This is a genomic window from Nodosilinea sp. LEGE 07088, assembly GCF_015207395.1.
Lineage (GTDB): Bacteria > Cyanobacteriota > Cyanobacteriia > Phormidesmidales > Phormidesmidaceae > Nodosilinea.
Genome location: NZ_JADEWX010000038.1, coordinates 1 through 20424, shown reverse-complemented (window position 1 = coordinate 20424; position 20424 = coordinate 1). Strand labels below are relative to the sequence as shown.

Genomic DNA, 20424 nt, shown 5'->3' with positions numbered 1-20424 from the left:
TGAACAGAATTAGCTAGCCAGGTATTCACGAATGTCAGACTGGCGCTTGCGCAGCTTGGTCAGAGCCTCACGTTCGATTTGGCGTACCCGCTCACGGCTGATGGAAAGCAAATCCCCAATCTTAGCCAGGGTCATGGTCTTGCCATCGCTGAGGCCAAATCGCAGAGACAGCACCTCGCGCTGCTGAGCGGTCAGGTCGCCCATCAAACGCTCCAGATCTTGCCGTAGCGCGACCTGGGTAGCAAAGTCTTCGGGAGACGGCCCGTCGTCTTCTAGCAGCTCACTCAGCTCGGTATCTTGATTGTCGCCGACCTTCAAGTCTAGGGAGAGAGGCTGGCGAGACTTTTCTAGATAATCGCGCACCTGCTTGACGGTGAGATCGCACTCAATGGCTAGCTCAGCTACCGTAGCTGCCCGGCCATGGCGCTGAGACAACATGCGCTGGGCCTTCTTTAGCTTATTGAGCTTTTCGGTGATGTGAATGGGCAGACGAATGGTGCGGCTTTTTTCAGCAATGGCGCGGGTAATGGCCTGGCGAATCCACCAGTAGGCATAGGTCGAAAAACGATACCCCTTGGTGGGGTCAAACTTCTCCACCCCCCGCTGCATACCAATAGTGCCTTCTTGAATCAAATCGAGCAGGTCAACATTGCGCTTGATATATTTTTTAGCTACCGAAACCACCAGGCGCAGGTTAGCTTCTACCATTTTGCGCTTGGCCAAACTGCCGTTGTGCACAATCGCCTCCAGCTCTGCTAAGGAGAGATCGACAGCGTTAGCCCACTGATCCATGGAGATGACATCGTCTTGCCCATCTTCTAGCTCACGACGTCTGGCCTCTACTGCCGATAGCTTCTGCACCTGCTTACCCAGTACAATTTCTTCTTCGTGGGTAAGTAGAGGAACTTTACCAATCTCTTTGAGATAGGTACGAACTAGATCCGTGGAGTTTTGTACAGTTCTCATAAATTGGCGACCCAGGAAATAGTGGCAAGGAACAAACAGGAAGGCAGGGCGACTGCCCAAAGGGTTAGTTGGCGAACAACAGACAAGCAGTGGCCTCAATCAATTGTTGAGACATTAGCGCTAAGACATGCTGCGGCCTAGTAGCCTAACGGCGATCGCGGACGGGTACCGGAACCAGTTCCGATTCCAGAGCTGCTTCTTCAGATCGACGCTTCAGGATCCAACCGGCTACTACTAGAGCAGTGCCGACTTCTACAACAATCTCGGGGATGCTCATGGGTAACGTCTTAATTAGTTTCTTATGTAAATAACTGTAACATTTATTAAGGCCTTCGGGAATGGTTATTAATACTCAATTGGGTCTGCGGTCAATAACCTATAGCTCAATAGAATAAGGTGTTTTGGGGGCGCGTATTGCATTCCATTTGACATATTTCTGGCGGTAGCGGCGAAGAAAATCTTAAAATCTAAAGAAAATGTTAACAAAACTCTGAGAAACGAGTTTTGGGTTTGCGTACCTGTCTGCATTTAGGCGGAGAGTGCCAGCTGAGAACCCTGGGTCGTTTTTGTGACATCGATGCGAGTTTGAAAGGCGGCCCGAAAATGGGGGATATGGGTGACAGTGAGAATGCAGGCAAAGTCGGGGGCGATCGCGTTGATGGCGGCAACCAGGCGATCGCAGCCCTGCTGGTCTTGGGTGCCAAAGCCTTCGTCGATAATCAAGAGCTGTAGCGATCGCCCCGATCGCTGGGCCAAGAGCCGCGCCAGGGCCAGTCTGAGGGCAAAGTTGACCCGAAAGGCTTCGCCGCCGGAGTAGGTTTCGTAGGGGCGGGTGCCCCGGGCGTCGGCAATCAAAATATCGAGGGTGTCGATTACCCCCTGGCCGCGCTTGGTGGCCCGCTGGGTGACAAACTGCACATGGAGCTGGTGGGCACTGAGGCGACCCAGCAGGTGATTGGTTTCGGCTTCGAGCTGGGGCAGTAGGTTTTCGATCATCAGGGCCTGAATGCCGTTGCGGCCAAAGGCCACCGCGAGTTCGTGGTAGGTGCGTTGGCGCTGGCGTACGGCGGCTAGTTCCTGTTGTTTGCTGGTGAGCTGCTGCTGCAAGTCTTCGAGCTGCTGGCGCGACTGGCCCAGGGCCCCGAGTTGAGCCAACAGGGTATCGCGCTGCTGCTGGCGCTGGGCGATCGCAGTCTCCCAGCGCTCCACCGCACCCGGTTCGTAGGCCAGGGCCTGAAGCTGTGCCTCAAGGGCCACCACGGTTTCGGTGATGTGGTCAATAGCTTGCTGCTGCTGGCGCTGCTGGGTTTGGAGCGTCGCTAGCCGTGCCAGGAGCTGGGGCTGCTGCTGCCGCGCCTGCAATAGCTCCTGGTGTTGCTGCTGCCAACTTTGGCCTACCAGCAAGGCCTGGCGCACCTGCTGATGGCGGTCAATGTCGTAGCCCAGCTGATCTAACTCGGTCTGCACGGCCTCTAGGCCCTGGCCCTGGGTGCTGTGCCGCAACTGGTCGAGCTCGGCCTCGAGGTCAGCCATCGTGGCCTGGAGCTGCTGGCGCTGTTGAGTGAGCTGCTGCCGTCGCCGTCGCCCCTGGGCCAGATCGTGGTGTTTAATTTCGGCCCAGCGCAGGCGGTCAACCTGGCCGCGGGCCAGGGCGTGGTTGCGATCGTCGTAGGCGAGCTGGGCCAGGGTTTGGTCAAGGCGATCGAGCTCGGTGCGCAGGTCGAGGGCATATTGCTGGCCATCTAAATCTTGCTGGAGGCGTCGCTGCTCGCTTTCTAGAGCCTGGATCTGTTCTCCCACAGTGACCTGGGAGGCCATTTGAGCCGTGAGCTGCCCCTGTTTTTGCAGCACCGGGGCGTAGGCCTCGAGCTCAGCTTCGACCGCCCGGTACTCCTGCCGCAGCACCTGAATCTCCCGCTCAGAGACCGCCAGTTGCTCCCGAATCACCCAGATCTCTTCCTGGAGTTCTTGCTGTTGGCGGCGATGACGGCCCTCCACCAGGGTGCGATCGCGGTCGGCCAGGGGGCGATCGCACAGCGGGCAGGCGGCCTCGGGCTGGGCCAAAAATCCAAGCTTTTGAGCAATCTGGGCAATCTGGGTCTCGCAGCGGCGCTGGTTGGCCTGCAACACCTCCATAAAGCTGCGGCGCTCTAGCCCCTTTTCGCGCACCTGTTCCTGGTAGGCGCGGCGCTGCTCAAGGTAGCTGAGCGTCTCTGCCACCTCTTGGGCGGTGGTATTGAGCTGCTCTGGCTGACTTTGCCGCTGCTGGAGCTGCTGGGCGGTGGTCGTGAGTTCTTCTAGCCGGGTTTGCAGCCGGGTTTGGGCTTGTTGTAAACCCGCTTCCAGCTGCCGTCGCCGTTGTTGCAGGGGCTCTGCCTGGAGCTGTAGGGCATTGAGGTATTTGAGCTGGGCCTTAGCGGCCAAAAACTGTTGTCGAGCGGCTTTGACCGACTCGCTTTGGCTCAGGAGGTCATCGAGATCGGCCAGCTGCGCCTCGAGGGCGGCGAGCTGTAGCTGGGTCTGGCTAAGGCGATCGCGGACTGGTTCTGACTGGGTTTGCCAGGCGGTGTCTAGGGCTTGGCGCTGCTCTTGCAGCACCTGGTAGCGCTGAAATTGCCGATTGAGCTCGGTATCTTCGGCTTCCAGGGTAGCTAGCTCGGCTAAACCCGCCTCGATCTCAGTGGCCTGAGCCAGAATGTTTGCGCAATGCTCCTGCTCGGTGGTGAGGGTCGCCAGGGTGGTGGTGGTTTGGTGCAGCAGGGCGGTGAGATGCTGCCGCTGCTGTTGCTGAATTTGCAGCTGCTGCTGGTGGCTCTGGTGCTGCTGGGCTAGGTGGCGCAGCTGCTGTAGTCGATCGCGATCGCATTCCTGCTGCTGGTCAATGTCGTGCAGCTCTTGCTGGAGCTGGGCCTGGCGCTGGAGAGTCGGCTCGTAGGCCGCAATCGCGGTGATCATGTCGTCGAGCTGGGTCTGGCGCAGGGTGGCCTCGGCTTTGGCCTGGCGAGCTTGCTCTTTGGCCTTTTCGGCCAGGTGGTCGTAGTTGTGCAGCTTCAGCAGGTCGGCCAAAATTTGCTTGCGATCGCCCGGTCGCTTGAGCATGAAGTCGTCGGCGCCGCCCTGGCGCAGGTAAGCCGAATTAATAAAGGTGTCGTAGTCGAGCCTGAGGTGGTGGCAGATCAGCCGCTGCGTGGCCCGCATGCCCCGCTGGGTGAGCACCCGCCAGCCCTCGTCGGTGTAGACCTGAAATTCTAGGCTGGTGCCCTGGGTGCGGTGGCGGCTGCGAATGACTCGATAGGTGTGCTCGCCCTGGTGAAACTGAAACGACACCCGCGCCTCTAGCTCGCCCTGGTGAATCACGTCGTCATCGGTGGCGACCCGGCTTTGGCCCCACAGCGCCCAGGCGATCGCCTCTAGCAGCGACGACTTACCGGCTCCGTTAGGCCCGGCCACGCAGACCACGTGCAGCCCGTTGAAGTCGAGGCTGGCATCGCGGTAGCTGAGAAAATTTTTCAGGGTAATGTGTTTGGGAACCATGGGTACATTCGCACCACCATTCCCAGCCTACAGTACAGACGAACTTAAAGTACATTCGAACTTAAGGATTTTTTTAATGCTGGGCTACTGCATTGAGCAAATTCTGGATGCTCCCCGGCTTCTGTTTGAAGCCGGGGTAGGCTACCAGTGACTTTCGGTGGATAGCAGCGGCGAGTCAGCTCTTGGGTACCGATTGGGAAGCGGTGGGGGTACTGGCAGCGGGCATTTCTGAGGGTACCTGGAAGCGTTTTTTGGCGGGGAAAGTCGCGATTAATGCCGGAGCTTTCAGAGCCTACTGCCAAGTGCTGGAGCTGGATTGGCAGGCCGTAGCGGGGAGCCAGCGGCAATGGCGGTGGCCCAAAATGGAGCCGCTTCTGCTGGGCCAGGTACCGCTACGCTAGGCGATATTGCTCAGTTTTTGGCGGTGTCGCAGCAGGGTGGCTTTTTGTTCGACGACATTCGCGATCTGCTTGACCAGCATTTTCAACGCCTGACGGCGCTCGAAAAAGCCGCCATGTACTGGCTGGCGATTAACCGCGAACCCTCTGCCATTGAGGATTTACAGGCCGACCTGCTGACCCATGTGCCCCCCGCGACCTGTGGGAATCGCTCAACTCGCTGCAGCGGCGATCGCTGGTCGAGCGCAACGGCGATCGCCTCACCCAGCAGCCGGTGGTGATGGAGTATGTCACTTGCCACTTGAGCGATCGCATTACCGATGAGATTGCTGACCAGCGGCCCCATTTGCTGATCAGCCACGCCCTGACCAAAGCCCAGGCCAAGGACTACCTGCGCGAAACCCAGATCAACCTGATCCTCAAGCCCATTGCTGACCAGCTGATCGATCGTCTGGGCCGTGCCGAGCAGATTGCCGCCGTTCTCCAGACGATCTTGACCCAGCTACGCGGTGGCACGCCCCAGTCGATGGGCTACGCCGGGGGCAACAGCCTCAACCTGCTGCTGCAATTGCCCGTGGACATTGGTGGCTACGACTTTTCTGAGCTAACCATATGGCAGGCCTACCTGCAGGATGTGAAGCTGCATGGCATGAATTTTCCGGGGCCGATTTGAGTGGCTGTGTGTTTATCCCTCGGCAACGTGCTGGCGGCGGCCTTTAGCCCCAAGGGGCAGCGGCTAGCCACAGGCGATACGGACTGCCAGGTGCGCGTGTGGGATGTGGCGACGGGGGACTGTTTGCGCGTCTGCGAGGGGCATCAGCATTTGGTGTCTTCGCTGGCGTTTAGTGCGGATGGTGGGGCGATCGCCCCGCAGGGCCGGTCTTTGACCATCGCCACCGGCTCCCAAGACCAGACGGTGCGAATTTGGGATGCCAAAACGGGAGACTGTCTGCGGGTGCTGATTGCCAAACGCCTGTACGAAGGCATGAAACTGGCCGGGGCCAAGGGGCTGACCCCAGCCACGCGGGCGACGTTGCAAATGCTGGGTGCGATCGGTGATTAACGGCTCGCTTGAGCGGCTGTGGAAAACCTTGAACTCAGCACCAGGATCTTTCAGCAGTCCGCTCCAAGCGAATTGTTAGCTGACGGCAGCATCAGCTAACAATTTTCAAAGGCTTGATCCGCATCACGCTCATGACAAGCGCCCCAACCACCAGTCCCCAAAACGCTGACCCGATGCCCCACAACGTTATTCCTGAGGCTGTCACCAAAAACGTAATCAGGGCAGCTCCGCGTTCGGTTTCCTCCACTAGAGCAACTGCCAACCCCTTGCCGATCGTGTTGAGTAGGGCCAGTCCCGCGATCGCCATCACCAATTCCTGAGGCAATGCGGTAAACAGTGCCCCAATGGTGGCTCCAAAGATCCCCAGCAAGATGTAAAACACCCCTGCCGCCACTGCTGCAACGTAACGCTTATCTGGATCTTTGTGGGCGTCTGGCCCCATACAAATGGCTGCGGTGATGGCGGCCAGGTTCATAGCAAATGCTCCTAGGGGTGCTAACAACACCGTGGCAATGCCCGTCCAGCTAATGAGCGGTGAAATCGGGACTCGTTCATAGCCCGCAGCCCTCAAGACGGCAACTCCCGGTACATTTTGGGAGGCCATCGTCACGGCAAACAGGGGCAATGCAATGCCTACAATAGCTGACAGCGAAAACTGGGGGCGAGTCAGAATGGGAGTAGCCATCTCGAGTTTGAAAGCAGCCATCTGGAGATCTTCCTGCATAGCCGCAATCGCCACCCCCAGGGTCAACGCGATTAGCACGGCGTAGCGGGGTAGCCAACGATAAGCAATCAAGTAGGCGCAAAACATGGCAAACACCATACCAAATTGGGTCTCCATCGCCACAAAGACATTGAGACCAAAGCGGAGCAGTACCCCCGCCAATAAGGCTGAGGCCATCGACAGCGGAATGCGACTCATGGCCCGCTCAAACCAGCCGCTGAGACCACACAGAGTGATTAGCACCGCCGAGAATAAAAAGGCTCCAATCCCTTCGGCTAACGACACATTAGCAGCCGATGTAATCAACATGGCGGCTCCCGGTGTTGACCAGGCCATGACTACTGGAGCACGATAGCGCAGCGAGAGCAGAATCGTGGTTAGTCCTAGCCCAAGACCCAAGGCCCACATCCAAGAAGCAATTTCCGCTTCTGTGGCTCCTAGTGCTTGGGCTGCCTGAAACACAATCACCGCCGCACTGGAATAGCCCACTAATACGCTGACAAATCCAGCAATCACGGCTGAGATAGAAAAATCTCGCACCAAGGCTGATGCTCGTCGGATGCTAACCATGTCAATCTCCTATCTACGGCAGCCCCAGGTTATCAATCGGTGAAGGAAGAGTATTGTACGGAATTGCCCTGACGATATTGACCAGGAGTAACTCCAAAGACCCGCTTAAAGCTTCGGGTGAAATGGCTTTGGTCAAAAAATCCGGCATCACTTGCGATCGCCGTTAACGGCTGCGATGTGTGCAAGGCTTGCTTGGCTTTTAGCAGTCGCACCTGTCGCTGATAGTGATGGGGCGGTAGCCCTAACTGTTGGCGAAAGCAGCGAATGAGGTAGTAAGGGCTGAGTTGGCTGAGCTGACTTAGGGTTTCGATGGAGATATTCTCGATGTAGTGCTCCTCCAGGTAGTCCCGAACCAAAGCCACAGCTCTGAATTCTTGGGCAGCGGCGGGTAGTGTATCAATGTCACTATGATGTTGCAGCAGGTGCGACATCAACTCCAATAACAGCGATTGTTGGGTCAGGAGTGGTAAGGCTTGGTCAAGCGCCTGAAACACTTGCAGAAAGCGCGATCGCAATGCCAGGTCATGGGCAATAGGTTCCCGAAAAACAGGCAGAGTGCGTTGGCTCTGGTCTAGCTGCTCCAATAGCCACTGCATCAGGGTTGGACTGATATAGAGATTGCGAAAGCGCCAACTCTGATCATCCCCAGCTTTGCCAGTATGCACCTCCCCTGGATTAATTAGATTGAAACTATTGGCAGGGCTATCTACCAATTGCCCCCGGACAAGGCTCTGCCCCAGGCCACTTTCATTCAACCCAATCGTGTAAGCATCATGGAAATGCTTGTCGAAGCTATATCGATAGAGGTGGGCCTGAAACAGCTCAACACCGGAAAAGTTAGGTGTCCAGAGGCGGGCAAATTCGTTGGTGTTAGTCATGAATCGGGAGGCATATGAGTCAGATAGCCAATGATTTTTAGCAACCAGAGATGGTAGGAAGAATGGGACAACTAGGGAGAACTAGCTAACGGCAAAACGCAGCGACGGCAGATAACCTGGAACTCAGTACCAGCGGCTTTCAACCGTCCGCTGCCGTGAAGTGTTAGCTGGCCGACACTAACAGATGAAACCTGACTATTGACAATAGTATGCCAACACTGGCATGTTTGAGGGATGAATGCATCACCAAAGCTAGTTGAATGGGTCGGAAGTTCTCTGGATGACTTGAAGGAGTTCCCAGAGGACGTGCGGCAAACTTTTGGGTATGCATTGTACTTAGCGCAATGTGGTGAAAAACACCCCTCAGCCAAACCACTCAAAGGATTTAAGGGAACTGGAGTACTGGAAATTGTAGAAGATTTTGACGGAGATACTTATCGAGCTGTCTACACGGTGAAACTCGCTGGAGTAGTCTACGTCTTACATGCTTTCCAGAAAAAATCCAAGCAAGGTATTGCGACTCCTAAGCAGGATATTGACCTGATCGAAGCAAGGCTGAAACGAGCCAAGGAACACTACGCCCAAAACCATAGCAAACGCCAGGGAGAGTAAAAGATGACTGAAGAAATTAGAGTACAAGCCAGTAGCGGCAACGTATTTGCAGATTTGAGTTTGGAAAATGCTGACGAATTGCTGGTTAAAGCAGAACTTGCTCGGCGGATCAGCAGCATCATTACAGCTCAACAAATGACCCAAATTGAGGCAGCAGAGGCGTTAGGAGTTGATCAACCTAAAATCTCGGCGTTAATCAACGGAAAACTAGCAGGCTTTTCAACGGCACGGTTGTTTCGCTTTCTTAATGCTTTGGGGCGAGATGTAGAAATTGTAGTGAAACCCAAATCTCATGCACAAGCTCAAACGCGCGTTGTTGCTTCGTGATTTTGAACACCAACAACTTATCTTCCTGCACTAGCCCTAGCCCAGAAACGAAGCCAGCTAACTTGTGTTTAGCCTGCTTTCTGTCTCTGCACTCTGTATGACACCCCTTATCAGGGTGATTAGCTAGATCTTGAGTTGAATATCGACTCCAGGAGAGAGCATTATGCTGAGAACTATCTGTATAACTCCCTAAAATGGAGTGTTATGCAGATCTTAATCGGACTATCTCCTTGAAACGGTGTGTTATACAGAGCAAAGTCTTGATCACTACCTTAAATAAGCGAAGGGGTTTCCCCCTCCGCTCGGCTTCAAAACCGTGCGTGAGACTTTCACCTCATACGGCTCCTCAGCAGGTCAGTCGTTGTCATTCGTACGGAACGAGCGGTGACGAACTGCCCCATGTGCCTGGTCGTGGCAGTGACGGTGCAGCCTGATTGCCTGACAAAACCTGTCAGCAGAATCCTCGAAATTCCTCACCCTAGCCCTCTCCCAGTGGGCTGCCACTTCGATAACCTCTTTGAAGGCTGGTCAATGACTCATCTCTGAGATGTGTATCAGCGGTAGCGCCCTCTGGGAGAGGGGTTGGGGGTGAGGGTTACGACAGTGGGATGCACCCCACAAATCGCGGCCGCGATTTGTGGGGTATGTTTTTTTTGCATAGATGCTATCGAGCGTGTCCTTTGTTTCTTGGCCTGGGGCACCTTAGGGTTGTGTTAGTTCAAAAAAACAGCCGTTTTAGGGAAGGAGGCGACTATGCTTTGGCTCTCTATGTGTCAAACCTCAAATGCGTTAGACCCGATCGCAGCCAACAGCCGACCCTGGGCTAAGGTCGAAAAATTTTGGCGGTTTTGCCAGCTATACGGTGACTATCAGGCCACCTCTCCTAGCCTACGGCGTCAGTTAGCCATAAATATAGAGCAAGATCGCGACAAGGCCAAGTCTTGCTCTATGCTTTCTCGGTGATTCATTTAGTCTTAGTCAACCCACCGCTGGGGCAACCCACGCATAACATCCAGGTACCCTATCTATCTTGGGCCAATTTAGGAGTTCTCAGAAGACCCAACCGCCACCGGGCTGTAGGTCGGCATTTGCCCAGAGGTAAGCCGTTGCCAGTAGTCTTTGAGGTCTTTAGCAATCTCGTTAGAGAGAATGTAGCAGCCAATCAGATTCGGGAAGGCCATGCCCAGCAGCATCAGGTCGCTGAAGTCGATAATCAGCCCTAGGCTGGTGAGGGTGCCCAAAAAAGTGCAGAGCACGTAGATCAGCTTGAACACGATGGTGGTGCGTTCGCCAAACAGGTAGGCCCAGGCCTGAATGCCGTAGTAGCTCCAGGAAATAATGGTGGAGAAGGCAAATAGACACACTGCAATGCTCAGCACGATCGGGAACCAGCCGATGACCGATTCAAAGGCAGCAGCGGTCATGCCCACACCGCTGAGTTCAGCACCGGTATCTTGATACACACCCGTAAGCACGATCGCGATCGCCGTCATGTTACAGATCACGATGGTGTCGATGAATGGCTCGAGCAGGGCCACAATCCCCTCCCGAATGTGCTCATCGGTACGGGCCGCCGAGTGAGCAATGGCCGCCGAGCCAACCCCAGCTTCGTTAGAAAACGAGCTGCGGCGAATCCCCTGCACCATTACACCGACAATGCCGCCGACGGCAGCGGTAGGGGCAAACGCTTCGCTGAGAATGGTGCCAACCGCCGCAGGCACCTGGCCAATATTCACCACAATGACAAACAGACAGGCAATGGCGTAGATCGCCGCCATGGCTGGCACCAGCTTTTCGGCTACAGCCCCAATCCGCTTAATGCCACCAATGATGACAAACCCAGCCAGGGAAGCCAAAATCAACCCAAATATCCAGGCGGGCAAGCCTGGAATCAGGCTGGCAATGGCGGCGTAGGCCTGATTAGACTGAAACATGTTGGCCCCGCCCAGGCTGCCGCCCAGGCAGAGAATACAGAATAGAACCGCCAGCCCCTGACCGAGGGGGCGCATGCCTTTGGGCGCCAGGCCTCGGGTGAGGTAATACATCGGGCCACCCAACACTGTGCCGTCATTCTCGATGCGGCGATATTTAACCGCTAGAGAGCACTCCACAAACTTGGTCACCATGCCGCAAAACCCGGCCAGGGTGAGCCAGACCATGGCACCGGGGCCGCCGAGCTGAATCGCGATCGCCACACCGGCAATATTGCCCAAGCCGACGGTACCCGAGACCGCCGTAGCTAACGCCTGAAAGTGCGACACTTCCCCCTCGTCGTGGGGGTCGTCGTACTTACCCTGCACAACTTCGATCGCGTGCTTAAACCCACGCAGGTTGATAAAGCCCATGCGCAGGGTAAAAAACAGGGCCGCCACAAACAGCCACAGCACAATAAACGGAAACCCGTTCTCTCCGCCAACTTTGAAGAAGAGCAGCAACGACATGACGTTGACGATGGGCGCAAAAATAGCGTCTGCCCCCGTCGGCGGAGCATCTTGGCCCCAAACTGGCGGAGCTATTGTGATCAGCAGCAGAGCCGCAAGCCCCAACCCAACCCAGGATCGGTGCTGGTTTAGGGCTTGCCAAACCTGGCTGGGCCCGGCTTCCTTAGACGACTTAACGGGTGGGGTGTTTTTGGGATAGCTCATAAACTTTTTGCAGTAGAGGCCTAAATGCCTAATGCCTGAGTACAGCGGCCAATAAAACCACTCGATTCATCCCAGACACCAGGGAAATTTCACAAAATGCTTAACTTCCTTGGTAGAGATATCAATTTTTTTCCTTCGTTACTGTTACATCAGACACCTCTACCCAAACCCAGTAGGGTCAACCGAACCTCCTCTGTGGAGGAATCGCCGCTTGTGGTTTTCGCGCCCAGGGTTAAAAATTGCCCTTAAGAAAACCCTTATCTAACCCATCACAGCACCGCTATGACGACGATTCTGGAACAGGGCAATATCTCGATCCATACCGAGAATATTTTTCCGATTATCAAAAAGGCGCTCTACTCTGAGCATGAGATCTTCCTGCGCGAGCTGGTGTCAAACGCCGTCGATGCGATCAAAAAGCTCTCGATGGTAGCCCGCTCGGGCGAATATGCTGGCGATACCGGCAGCCCCGAGATCGAAATCCAGCTCGACAAAGAGAAAAAGACCCTGACCATCTCCGATACCGGCATCGGCATGACCGCCGATGAGATCAAGCAATACATCAACCAGGTGGCTTTTTCCAGCGCCGAAGAGTTTATCACCAAGTACAAAGACAGCGCCGCCGAAGACCCGATTATCGGCCATTTTGGCCTGGGCTTCTACTCTGCGTTTATGGTGGCCTCTACTGTAGAGATCGACAGCCTCTCCTATAAGGAAGGAGCCGAAGCCGTCCACTGGAGCTGCGATGGCACTACCCAGTTTTCGCTCAGCCCCTCGGAGCGCAGCACCGTGGGCACCACCATTACCCTGACCCTGATGGAGGGCGAAGAAGAATATCTGGAGACGGCCCGCATTCGGCAGTTAATTAAAACCTACTGCGACTTTATGCCGGTGCCGATCAAACTCGACGGCGAAGTTGCTAACAAGCACGAAGCGCCCTGGAAAAAATCCCCCAGCAGCCTCACCGACGACGATTACCTGGAGTTTTACCGCTACCTGTATCCCTTTCAGGAAGACCCGCTGCTGTGGATTCACCTCAACACCGACTACCCCTTTGTGGTCAACGGCATTCTCTACTTTCCCAAGCTCAAGCCCGACATTGATGTCACCAAGAGCAGCATCAAGCTCTACTGCAACCAGGTGTTTGTCACCGACAACTGCGAAGAAGTGGTGCCTCGGTTTTTGCTGCCCCTGCGCGGCGTGATCGACAGCACCGACATTCCGCTGAATGTCAGCCGCAGCTTCTTGCAGGGCGATCGCACCGTGCGCCGCATTGCCGACTACATCGCCAAGAAGGTGGGCGACAACCTCAAGGCGCTGTATCGAGATGACCCCGCCAAGTACATTTCGAGCTGGCAAGACCTGGGCAACTTCATCAAGTTTGGCTCCCTCAACGACGACAAGTTTAAGAGCCAGGTCGAAGACATTCTCATCTTTCGCACCACGGCAACCCTAGGCGAAACCGAGGAAGCACCCAAGGTCGAAGTCCAAACCGACGACGACGACGCCTGGTCAGAAGTCTCTGATGCGGCCAAACCCGCCACCGATGCCAAGGGCAATTTCTATACCACCCTGAAAGAATATCTAGAGCGCAACCAAGACAAGCACGAGAACCGGGTTTTCTACGCCACCGACGAAGTCTCCCAGGCCACCTATATCCAGCTCTTCAAGAGCCAGGGCTTAGAAGTGCTGTTTATGGACTCGTTCATTGACACCCACTTTATTTCTACCCTGGAGCGCGACTACTCCGACGTCAAGTTTGTGCGGGTCGATGCCGACCTCGACGACACCCTACTCGACAAAGATAAGCAGAGCGAAATCGTTGACCCGGCCACCAATAAGACCCGCGACGACGAAGTCAAGGAGATGTTTGAGCAGGCAATCAACCGCCCCCGCGTGAACGTCAAACCCCAGGCGCTCAAGGGTGAAGGTTCCCCCCCGGCCATGGTGCTGTTGCCCGAAGAGGCCCGCCGCATGCAGGAAATGATGGCGATGATGCAGCAGCAGGAGATGCAGTTCCCCGATGACCATGTGCTGATGGTGAACACCGCCCACCCACTGATTCAAAACCTGCTGGGCCTAAGCCAGAGCACGATTATTGGGGCCGACGGCGGCAGCTCCCCAGCGGGTGATCTGGCCAAGATGATCTGCAACCAGGTCTACGACACGGCGCTAATGGCCCAAAAGGGGTTTGATGCCGACGGCATGAAGGCCTACGTGGAGCGATCGAACAGGCTGTTGACCAAGCTCACCGAGCAGTAGATTCGGAGGCAGCTTTCTCTGTGGGCAGATCCCCGGTTGTTTGAAGCACCCTCGGGGCGAGGGGTTGGGGATGAGGGCTCGATCATCTTGTCAACAGCAGCGACATCGACCTAAAAGCGATCGCCCACATTGACCGAAAACCGACTGCCACCGTCGCCATTGAGGCCAAACTCAAACCTGACTGGCCCAAACGGGGTCAGAGCCCGGATGCCAACGCCGTAGCCAAGGCCGTTGCCGGGCTTATTGCGCGCTTCTGCCGGGTTACCGATGACGCCGCTAGCCGAGCCCAGGTCGCTGGCGTAGTCGACAAATAAGCTGCCGCCGACATCGATATCTTCGTCAAACACGTTAAACGCAAAGGCGGGAAAGCGATACTCGGCGGTGGCCTGCACAAAGCTGCGCCCGGTGCCCAGGGCCCCTTCTCTATAGCCGCGCACCGAGCTTGACCCGCCCAGGCTAAAGGACTCGTAGGGGGGGGCATCGCCGATCAGGGTACCCCCTTGCAGGTTGAGCACCAGCGTGCGTGGCCCTGGGGCAAAGCCAAACAAATTGAGCGGCACCAGATGGGTGTAGTTAGCGCTCAGGCGGTTGAAGAAAATACTGCTGTTGCCGATGGGAAACGCTTGATCGAGGCCAAACAGGAGTCGATAGCCGGTGGTGGGTAGCTGTGGGTCATCGCGGCGATCCCAAACCCCGGCCAGGTTGAGGGTGAGCAGGTCATCCTGGCCGGTATTGCTCACCGTCAAGGGATTGCCCAGCTCATCTATGGGCTGAATCTGACGGGTAAAAAACGAGTCTCTCACCGAGATGCGCTGATAGGAAAGCCCCAGCGCAACGTCTACATCGGGGGATAGCGGGCGAAAATATTCGACCCCGCCCCCCAGACGATGCACAAAGGGATCGCTGCCGCCAGGCAAATTTACCTCGCGATCGCCGCGATCAAACTCGGGCTCTACGCCCCGGCGATTGGCGACGTTGACGGCATAGCCAGAGCCATCCTCCAGAAATTGGCGAAAATCCAGGTCAAAGCCCAGGGTCTTTTTACCGCCCTCAACCCCCAGGGAAATAGCCTGACCGTTACCGCCTAAATTGGCCACCCCAACCCGAATGCCGCCGGAGATGCCCACGGCCTGGTTAGAGATGGCGGGCACCGTAACTGGGCGAGCCGCCCCCTGCAAGGCCGTGGGCGGCGGCAGCGTGAGGCCAAAACTGAAGAAGAAAGAATTTGGATCGATCTGCGCCTGGCTCAGCGTCAGCGGCGCGGCTGGATCTTCACCCGTGAATGATTCGTTGGGGCGATCGCCCGGCAGCAGCACCAGATCTTGGGCCTGGGTCGAGGGTAGCTCACCGGGTGGCCCCGCCTCAGTGGCGGGAATCGTCTGGGCCCAACTGGCGGTAGCCAACAAGAGAGGCGATAAAGTCGTGGCTAATTTGAACGAAAACCATCCCAACTGGGGTAGCCAGGAAAATGCACCTGCGGGGGTGAGGATCATTCGATGCCCATAGTGAAGTAATCGTCGCCTGGCTGCTAGAGCATTATAGGTGCCGGGGGCCAGAGCCCGCTATAGCGGTTAAAAGCGTAGCCTCAACCCGTGGCCCTAGAACGCCGGTACAGAGACCCGGTTTCTCGGCCAGAATGCCAGTCATGCCGTTAGGGCAGCGACAAAGAAACCGGGTTTTTAGCCATACTGTACCGGTGCTCTAGGGAGCACCGGCTAAAAATCGACGCCGCGCTTGAGGTCGATGCCTTTTTCGGCGTAGTGTTTGTGATTAAAGACCTCAGAATGGGTGCTGGCCAGCTCAAAGTAGGCAGGGCGATTTTTACAGCGCCCGGTGATGATCACCTCGGTACCGCGAGGCTTGCGCAGCAGCGCCTGCACGATGGGGTCTTCGGGCAGTAGTTCTAAATCTACCGTGGGGTTGAGCTCGTCGAGGATGATGGTCTTGTAGAGGCCGGAGGCGATCGCCGTGCGAGCAATCTCCCAGCCGCGCTCGGCTTCGACGTAGTCAATCTCCTGCTGCTGCCCCCGCCAAACAATGGCATCGCGACCACAGCGCTGGTGGTCGACCAGGTTGGGGTAGATCTTGCGCAGGGCGGCGATCGCCGCGTCTTCGGTATAGCCATTGCCCCCCTTCAGCCACTGAATGATCAGCACCCGATGGGACAGGTCTTGGCTAATCCCCCGACCGATAGCCTGGAGAGCTTTGCCCAGGGCGCTGGTCGATTTACCCTTGCCAGAGCCCGTGTAGATTTCGATGCCTTCAATCCCTTCGATGCCCTGGGACTGGGGCTGGGGCTTCATTTCGGAGTGCAGGTTAGCCACGTCGAGCAAGGGCTGAGGAGCGCCGCGCCCGGTGGCGATAATTTCGAGATGATCGGGCTTGTTGCGCAGGGTTTTGGCCACGTCGTCAGTATCGAGCAACCCCAGGTCGAGCACCGGGTTAATTTCGTCAAGCACCACCACTGAGTAGAGCCCCGATGCGATCGCCCCCTTAGCGACATCCCAGCCGCGCTGGGCTTCCTGTTTGTCAAACTTGGTGATCTCGTCTTGGCCAAAGAACTCAGCTCGCCCGGTGCGCACCTGGTCGATCAGGTGCGGAAAGCCGCGCTGGAGCGCTTCAATAGCGGCATCTTCGTCGTAGGTGCGCCCGGGGCCTTTGAGAAATCGCAGCAGCAGCACCCGGCTTTCTAAAAAGTTTTGAATGCCCAACCCAATGGATCGCAGCACCACCCCCAGGGCCACCTGAGACTTGCCCTTGCCCTCGCCATCGTAGACATGAATTTGCCCAGTGAGTCGTTCATTGCCCTGCTGGGCGGTGCGAATGCCAATGCCGGTTCTAACCATAGGTGTAGGTACTGCTCAGTGGGGTGCTGGGGCGAAGGGATAACGTTTTACGAGGGCCGACTTAAAATCTTAGCGAAACCTGGGCCGAGGTTATACCCTGGGTATTGCACCAATTGCCTCGACCGAATACTATCTGGTCGATCTTGCCCCTATGCCGATTACCAACCTGTTGTCAGAACTGGGCATGATACCGCTGCGGGCGATCGCGTTTCAGACCATGCTGCTCATGGTGGCGATTGTGCTGGAGGCAATGGTGTTGCGCCAGCAGTTGCGCCTGGGTTACCGCACTAGTATGCAGTATGCCGCCACCCTCAACCTGTTGGCCACCAGCTTGGGCTGGGTGGCCTTTCTGGCTGTAGAGGCCTTACTGCCCCTATCGCTGCGCAGTCAGGTCATTAGCTACGTACTGTTCAATCGGTTTTACGCCAACAACTGGCTGGATGTGCTGCCCGTGATCGTGGTTATGGTGGCGATCGCAGCTTTTTTCATCACCTACTGGATCAAGCTTCAGGGGCTAGGGTGGCTGTTGCGGCTGCTAGGGCAGGCTCCAGTCGAAACCACGGCTGAAGCGATCGAAGATAACCGCCGCCAGCGCTACGCCCGCGCCCGCGGTGGGCAGACAGAGGGGCAGCGGAGTAACTCTCCCCGCGCCTTGGCGGTGCTTCAGGCCAATGCCATTAGCTTTACAGCCATTTTACTATTGCTGCTGGCCCACCAGACCGGAGGCCTGGGATGATTAAACAGACCCTAGAGACCCTCAAACAGCTGCTGCTGCCGCCCCGCTACTTTGCCTGGCAAACCGTGATTTACATGAGCCTGTTTTCGTGGCTGATGTCACTGCTGGCCCGGTCGGTCGATGCCACACCGTTTACGGTGGGGCTGCTGGCCACCCTGAGCTGGTTCTGTCTGGCTCTAGGGGTGGGCTGGGCGCTGGAAGCCAATAAAATTAGGCCCTTTGGCCTGTCCATTGCCCCCTGGGTGGCGGGGGGCATTCTCTGTATGTTTTTGTTTGGTTCCTGGGGAGGGCGGTGGCTTCAGCCCGCGCTGGTAGCCTGGCCCATGGTGTCATTTGCGGTCATAGCCCTGCCCAGCCTGGTGAGTTGGGATTTTACCCTGAAAACCCCACCGGCCCCCGTGCGCCAGCAGCTGGCGCTGTTATTTTGCCTCAGTCTATTGTTTAGCAGCTGGTTTCAGTTCTATTTCCGCATTCAAAACTGGGTGCGTGACTACCCCAGTCTGGTGGCCGACAGCGTTGACAACAGCACCTTTGTCTATCGGTTTCCGGGGCAGTCGGTGGCGCTACCGGCGGGGGTCACCTACCTCACCATTGCCGAAGACAGGCTGCAATCTCAGGTAAACAATCAGCCCTGGTCTGCGGTGGAGCGGTGGTTGCTGAATCTAGATGGTCAGCGCCAGGCGATGGAGCAGCAGGTACAGGCCCAAATGGGCCAAAATCCCTCTTTGGAAAATTCGCTGTGGCGATTCGACCTTCAGCCCTTTTCCCATGGAGACGGCTATACCCTAAAGCTATGGGCGATTTGGTCGGGGCCTGCCGCCAGTGAGAGCGGCTACTTCCTGGAGAAGACCTGCCTGTTGATGCCGGTCAGTCGGGCCGGGTTGGTCACCCCAGAAAATGCATCGCCGGGGTATAGCAATACCCAGTGGGCTAACCTCACCTGCGACCTGGAAACACCGCGTCAGGCTGGGCATCCTAGAGATACACAGGTAAGGGGGTAGGCGTGAGTTTGAGCAAAGGATTGAGGCCAATGGTGCTATCTCGGGTGGGGGTGATCGGGCGCACCGTTTTTTTGGAAGTAATTCGCGATCGCATTTTGTACCTGGTAGCTCTGTTTGCCCTGGTAATGGTGATTGCCAAAGTGCTGCTGCCCGACATTGCCGTTGGGGCTGAAAACAAAATTTTGATTGACCTGGGGCTAGCGAGCATTCACCTGCTGAGCGTGGTGGTAGCCGTATTTGTCGGTACCGGGCTGATCAACAAAGAAATTGAAAAGCGCACGGTACTGGTGCTAATTGCCAAACCCGTCAGCCGGGCTGAGTTTATAGTGGGCAAGCACCTGGGGTTGACTGCTGTACTGGCAGTGCTGATTGCCGCCCTGGGGCTCATTTTTATAGCGCTGCTAGCCGTTAGTGGGATTGCCTTTTCGCTGGGTAGCCTGGTGCTGGCGCTGCTGTTTATGGTGCTGGAGGCGGCGCTGCTGGTAGCCGTTGCCATCGCCTTTGGCGTCTTTACCAGTTCGCTATTGGCCACCTTGCTCACATTTGCGGTGTACCTGATGGGGCACCTGAGCCAGGATCTGGTGGCCTTTGGCCAGCTGAGCGAAACCCCAGCGGTGCAGCGACTGACCAACATTCTTTACCTGTTGCTACCCGACCTAGAGCGACTGAACCTGCGCAACCAGGCCACCTACGGCCCAGAGCTGCTGCCCTCGGTCTCTGAACTGTGGGGCCACGGGCTGTATGGTCTGCTGTATACAGCGCTGCTGCTGATGGTGGCCAGCGTCATTTTTTCACGACGCCAGTTTTAGAGCAGGTTGAGCGGCTAATACAAAATCTCAACTGCTATGGAGGAGACAGTGGTCAGGAGCAAGGCAGATACCCCGAATCAGCCCTGGCAACTACAGCAGAAGACAGAATTCAGCGTCACTGCCCTAACGGCATGACTGGCATGCTGGCCGAGAAACCGGGTTTCTGTACCGGTGTTCTAGGCTAGGCCTCAGCTGTAGGGCCAGGCGCATCGGCCACAGTCTTACGGGTCGCCAGGGCCGCCGCCAACAGGCTGATACCGCTAAACAGGAGGCTAATACCGACGTAGAGCCCAATCAGCCAGAGGGCGCTGACCGGCCAGCGGTTGAGCACCATGATGCCGAGAATTAGGGTGACTACACCGTTGAGCACCACCAGCCACGACATGCTGCGGCCTGCTTTTTGGGTAAACCCCATGATGATGGTAAAGATGCCTTCGACAACAAACAAAATGCCAAAGGCCAGGGTGAGGGCTAGCAGGGCCGCCCCTAAGTTAAATAAGATGTACAGACCTGCGATCGCATACAAAATACCCACAATTAGGTTGAGCCAAAAGCCTCGAACCGGATGCGATCGAAACGATTGAACAATCATCATGATGCCGCTGATTAGGGCAATCCATCCCATCGTGGCGGTAAAGAAGGCAGAGGCCACCGCAGGCGACAGGATGGCAAAAATACCCAAAATAATCAGCACAATGCTGAGTACAATCACCCAGGTTGTTGATTTCTTAATGTCTTCAGAAGAAAGAAAATCAGTTGTCATAACAGATGCCTCACGTCTCGTGTTCTCGGTTTTAATTTAAAGACCCCTGGCGTCGATATCATTGTCTATAGTACAGCAATAGAGTAAGGCAGGTCATGGGCTAGAGAGAGCCAAAGCGCGAATAAAGATACTCTGAAATACCTTTATTCAGCCGTTAACGTAACTGGGCAGTCCTAAGTTCTTGATTGGATTTCTAGGCCGCCAAGTCAGGTGCACCAGCGCTGGGGCAGGAGTCTAGCTTAGCGGCGATGAATTTAGACAAAAGTAGAGTGGGCGGACTGTTGGGAAAA

The 20424-nt window shown here is 56.2% G+C and carries 20 protein-coding genes; 11 read left to right on the top strand and 9 right to left on the bottom strand.

The features are described from left to right. Positions 1-9 precede the first annotated feature (9 nt). The 3 genes from IQ254_RS11560 to IQ254_RS11555 form a co-directional block, all read right to left on the bottom strand. On the bottom strand, positions 10-966 hold the full coding sequence (locus IQ254_RS11560; RefSeq protein ID WP_193966314.1) for an RNA polymerase sigma factor, RpoD/SigA family: 957 nt from the start codon (positions 964-966) through the stop codon (positions 10-12). A 145-nt stretch (positions 967-1111) separates the two neighbouring features. Next, complete coding sequence (locus IQ254_RS32080) at positions 1112-1243, bottom strand: hypothetical protein (protein WP_255526998.1); 132 nt, start codon at positions 1241-1243, stop codon at positions 1112-1114. 251 nt (positions 1244-1494) lie between these two features. Beyond that, a complete protein-coding gene (locus IQ254_RS11555; protein WP_193966313.1) occupies positions 1495-4500 on the bottom strand; it encodes an AAA family ATPase in 3006 nt (1001 codons plus the stop codon). A gap of 182 nt (positions 4501-4682) precedes the next feature. On the opposite strand from IQ254_RS11555, the gene IQ254_RS11550 reads away from it, so the two are divergent. The 4 genes from IQ254_RS11550 to IQ254_RS11535 are packed head-to-tail and all read left to right on the top strand — an operon-like array spanning position 4683 to position 5961. Continuing rightward, positions 4683-4901, top strand: coding sequence for a hypothetical protein (locus tag IQ254_RS11550; RefSeq protein ID WP_193966312.1), 219 nt, complete (start codon positions 4683-4685; stop codon positions 4899-4901). Continuing rightward, positions 4847-5179: a hypothetical protein gene (locus tag IQ254_RS11545; protein WP_193966311.1), complete on the top strand. Its 333-nt coding sequence runs from the start codon at positions 4847-4849 to the stop codon at positions 5177-5179. Before IQ254_RS11550 ends, IQ254_RS11545 begins: the two co-directional genes overlap by 55 nt. Further along, positions 5179-5571, top strand: a complete 393-nt coding sequence (locus IQ254_RS11540) for a hypothetical protein (RefSeq protein WP_193966310.1) — start codon at positions 5179-5181, stop codon at positions 5569-5571. Before IQ254_RS11545 ends, IQ254_RS11540 begins: the two co-directional genes overlap by 1 nt. Further along, positions 5572-5961: a WD40 repeat domain-containing protein gene (locus IQ254_RS11535; protein WP_193966309.1), complete on the top strand. Its 390-nt coding sequence runs from the start codon at positions 5572-5574 to the stop codon at positions 5959-5961. A gap of 91 nt (positions 5962-6052) precedes the next feature. Here the strand turns inward: IQ254_RS11535 and IQ254_RS11530 are convergent, their stop codons facing one another. Together IQ254_RS11530 and IQ254_RS11525 are read right to left on the bottom strand one after the other, a co-directional pair. Further along, a complete protein-coding gene (locus tag IQ254_RS11530; protein ID WP_193966308.1) occupies positions 6053-7255 on the bottom strand; it encodes a benzoate/H(+) symporter BenE family transporter in 1203 nt (400 codons plus the stop codon). 32 nt (positions 7256-7287) lie between these two features. Then, positions 7288-8133, bottom strand: coding sequence for an AraC family transcriptional regulator (locus tag IQ254_RS11525; protein ID WP_193966307.1), 846 nt, complete (start codon positions 8131-8133; stop codon positions 7288-7290). Between the two features lie 234 nt (positions 8134-8367). Between IQ254_RS11525 and IQ254_RS11520 the strand changes: the two genes are divergently transcribed. The 3 genes from IQ254_RS11520 to IQ254_RS11510 all read left to right on the top strand — a co-directional run bounded on the left by IQ254_RS11520 (position 8368) and on the right by IQ254_RS11510 (position 10035). Next, positions 8368-8745: a type II toxin-antitoxin system RelE/ParE family toxin gene (locus IQ254_RS11520; protein WP_193966306.1), complete on the top strand. Its 378-nt coding sequence runs from the start codon at positions 8368-8370 to the stop codon at positions 8743-8745. 3 nt (positions 8746-8748) lie between these two features. Next, on the top strand, positions 8749-9072 hold the full coding sequence (locus IQ254_RS11515) for a helix-turn-helix domain-containing protein (RefSeq protein WP_193966305.1): 324 nt from the start codon (positions 8749-8751) through the stop codon (positions 9070-9072). A 753-nt stretch (positions 9073-9825) separates the two neighbouring features. Beyond that, complete coding sequence (locus IQ254_RS11510) at positions 9826-10035, top strand: hypothetical protein (RefSeq protein ID WP_193966304.1); 210 nt, start codon at positions 9826-9828, stop codon at positions 10033-10035. Positions 10036-10112: 77 nt separating this feature from the next. Here IQ254_RS11510 and IQ254_RS11505 read toward each other — a convergent pair whose 3' ends face one another. Next, positions 10113-11717: a sodium:alanine symporter family protein gene (locus tag IQ254_RS11505; RefSeq protein WP_193966303.1), complete on the bottom strand. Its 1605-nt coding sequence runs from the start codon at positions 11715-11717 to the stop codon at positions 10113-10115. A 282-nt stretch (positions 11718-11999) separates the two neighbouring features. Between IQ254_RS11505 and htpG the strand changes: the two genes are divergently transcribed. Next, on the top strand, positions 12000-13979 hold the full coding sequence (gene htpG, locus IQ254_RS11500; protein ID WP_193966302.1) for a molecular chaperone HtpG: 1980 nt from the start codon (positions 12000-12002) through the stop codon (positions 13977-13979). 110 nt (positions 13980-14089) lie between these two features. On the opposite strand, the gene IQ254_RS11495 is transcribed toward htpG, so the two are convergent. Beyond that, positions 14090-15382, bottom strand: coding sequence for a BamA/TamA family outer membrane protein (locus IQ254_RS11495; protein WP_228040541.1), 1293 nt, complete (start codon positions 15380-15382; stop codon positions 14090-14092). Between the two features lie 312 nt (positions 15383-15694). Beyond that, complete coding sequence (locus IQ254_RS11490) at positions 15695-16825, bottom strand: cob(I)yrinic acid a,c-diamide adenosyltransferase (RefSeq protein ID WP_193966300.1); 1131 nt, start codon at positions 16823-16825, stop codon at positions 15695-15697. 151 nt (positions 16826-16976) lie between these two features. On the opposite strand from IQ254_RS11490, the gene fraC reads away from it, so the two are divergent. Genes fraC through IQ254_RS11475 form a run of 3 tightly spaced genes read left to right on the top strand, consistent with a single transcriptional unit; the run spans position 16977 to position 19371 of the window. Next, positions 16977-17561 carry a filament integrity protein FraC gene (gene fraC / locus IQ254_RS11485; RefSeq protein WP_193966299.1) on the top strand — a complete coding sequence of 195 codons (585 nt, stop codon included), beginning with the start codon at positions 16977-16979 and terminating at the stop codon, positions 17559-17561. Continuing rightward, a complete protein-coding gene (locus IQ254_RS11480; RefSeq protein WP_193966298.1) occupies positions 17558-18562 on the top strand; it encodes a DUF5357 family protein in 1005 nt (334 codons plus the stop codon). The genes fraC and IQ254_RS11480 overlap by 4 nt, the downstream gene beginning before the upstream one ends. A gap of 29 nt (positions 18563-18591) precedes the next feature. Continuing rightward, the gene (locus IQ254_RS11475) at positions 18592-19371 is read left to right on the top strand and encodes an ABC transporter permease (protein ID WP_193966297.1); all 780 of its coding nucleotides are present in this window, start codon (positions 18592-18594) and stop codon (positions 19369-19371) included. A gap of 181 nt (positions 19372-19552) precedes the next feature. Here IQ254_RS11475 and IQ254_RS11470 read toward each other — a convergent pair whose 3' ends face one another. Next, positions 19553-20134 (bottom strand): HdeD family acid-resistance protein, encoded by a 582-nt coding sequence (locus IQ254_RS11470; RefSeq protein ID WP_193966296.1) that lies wholly within the window; start codon positions 20132-20134, stop codon positions 19553-19555. Positions 20135-20424: the final 290 nt, after the last annotated feature.

Bases quoted from the DNA above. Each gene is read 5' to 3' on its own strand.
- IQ254_RS11560 (WP_193966314.1), bottom strand. From the start codon at position 966: ATGAGAACTGTACAAAACTCCACGGATCTAGTTCGTACCTATCTCAAA.
- IQ254_RS32080 (WP_255526998.1), bottom strand. From the start codon at position 1,243: ATGAGCATCCCCGAGATTGTTGTAGAAGTCGGCACTGCTCTAGTAGTA.
- IQ254_RS11555 (WP_193966313.1), bottom strand. From the start codon at position 4,500: ATGGTTCCCAAACACATTACCCTGAAAAATTTTCTCAGCTACCGCGAT.
- IQ254_RS11545 (WP_193966311.1), top strand. From the start codon at position 4,847: ATGGCGGTGGCCCAAAATGGAGCCGCTTCTGCTGGGCCAGGTACCGCT.
- IQ254_RS11540 (WP_193966310.1), top strand. From the start codon at position 5,179: ATGGAGTATGTCACTTGCCACTTGAGCGATCGCATTACCGATGAGATT.
- IQ254_RS11530 (WP_193966308.1), bottom strand. From the start codon at position 7,255: ATGGTTAGCATCCGACGAGCATCAGCCTTGGTGCGAGATTTTTCTATC.
- IQ254_RS11525 (WP_193966307.1), bottom strand. From the start codon at position 8,133: ATGACTAACACCAACGAATTTGCCCGCCTCTGGACACCTAACTTTTCC.
- IQ254_RS11520 (WP_193966306.1), top strand. From the start codon at position 8,368: ATGAATGCATCACCAAAGCTAGTTGAATGGGTCGGAAGTTCTCTGGAT.
- IQ254_RS11515 (WP_193966305.1), top strand. From the start codon at position 8,749: ATGACTGAAGAAATTAGAGTACAAGCCAGTAGCGGCAACGTATTTGCA.
- IQ254_RS11510 (WP_193966304.1), top strand. From the start codon at position 9,826: ATGCTTTGGCTCTCTATGTGTCAAACCTCAAATGCGTTAGACCCGATC.
- IQ254_RS11505 (WP_193966303.1), bottom strand. From the start codon at position 11,717: ATGAGCTATCCCAAAAACACCCCACCCGTTAAGTCGTCTAAGGAAGCC.
- htpG (WP_193966302.1), top strand. From the start codon at position 12,000: ATGACGACGATTCTGGAACAGGGCAATATCTCGATCCATACCGAGAAT.
- IQ254_RS11490 (WP_193966300.1), bottom strand. From the start codon at position 16,825: ATGGTTAGAACCGGCATTGGCATTCGCACCGCCCAGCAGGGCAATGAA.
- fraC (WP_193966299.1), top strand. From the start codon at position 16,977: ATGCCGATTACCAACCTGTTGTCAGAACTGGGCATGATACCGCTGCGG.
- IQ254_RS11480 (WP_193966298.1), top strand. From the start codon at position 17,558: ATGATTAAACAGACCCTAGAGACCCTCAAACAGCTGCTGCTGCCGCCC.
- IQ254_RS11475 (WP_193966297.1), top strand. From the start codon at position 18,592: ATGGTGCTATCTCGGGTGGGGGTGATCGGGCGCACCGTTTTTTTGGAA.
- IQ254_RS11470 (WP_193966296.1), bottom strand. From the start codon at position 20,134: ATGACAACTGATTTTCTTTCTTCTGAAGACATTAAGAAATCAACAACC.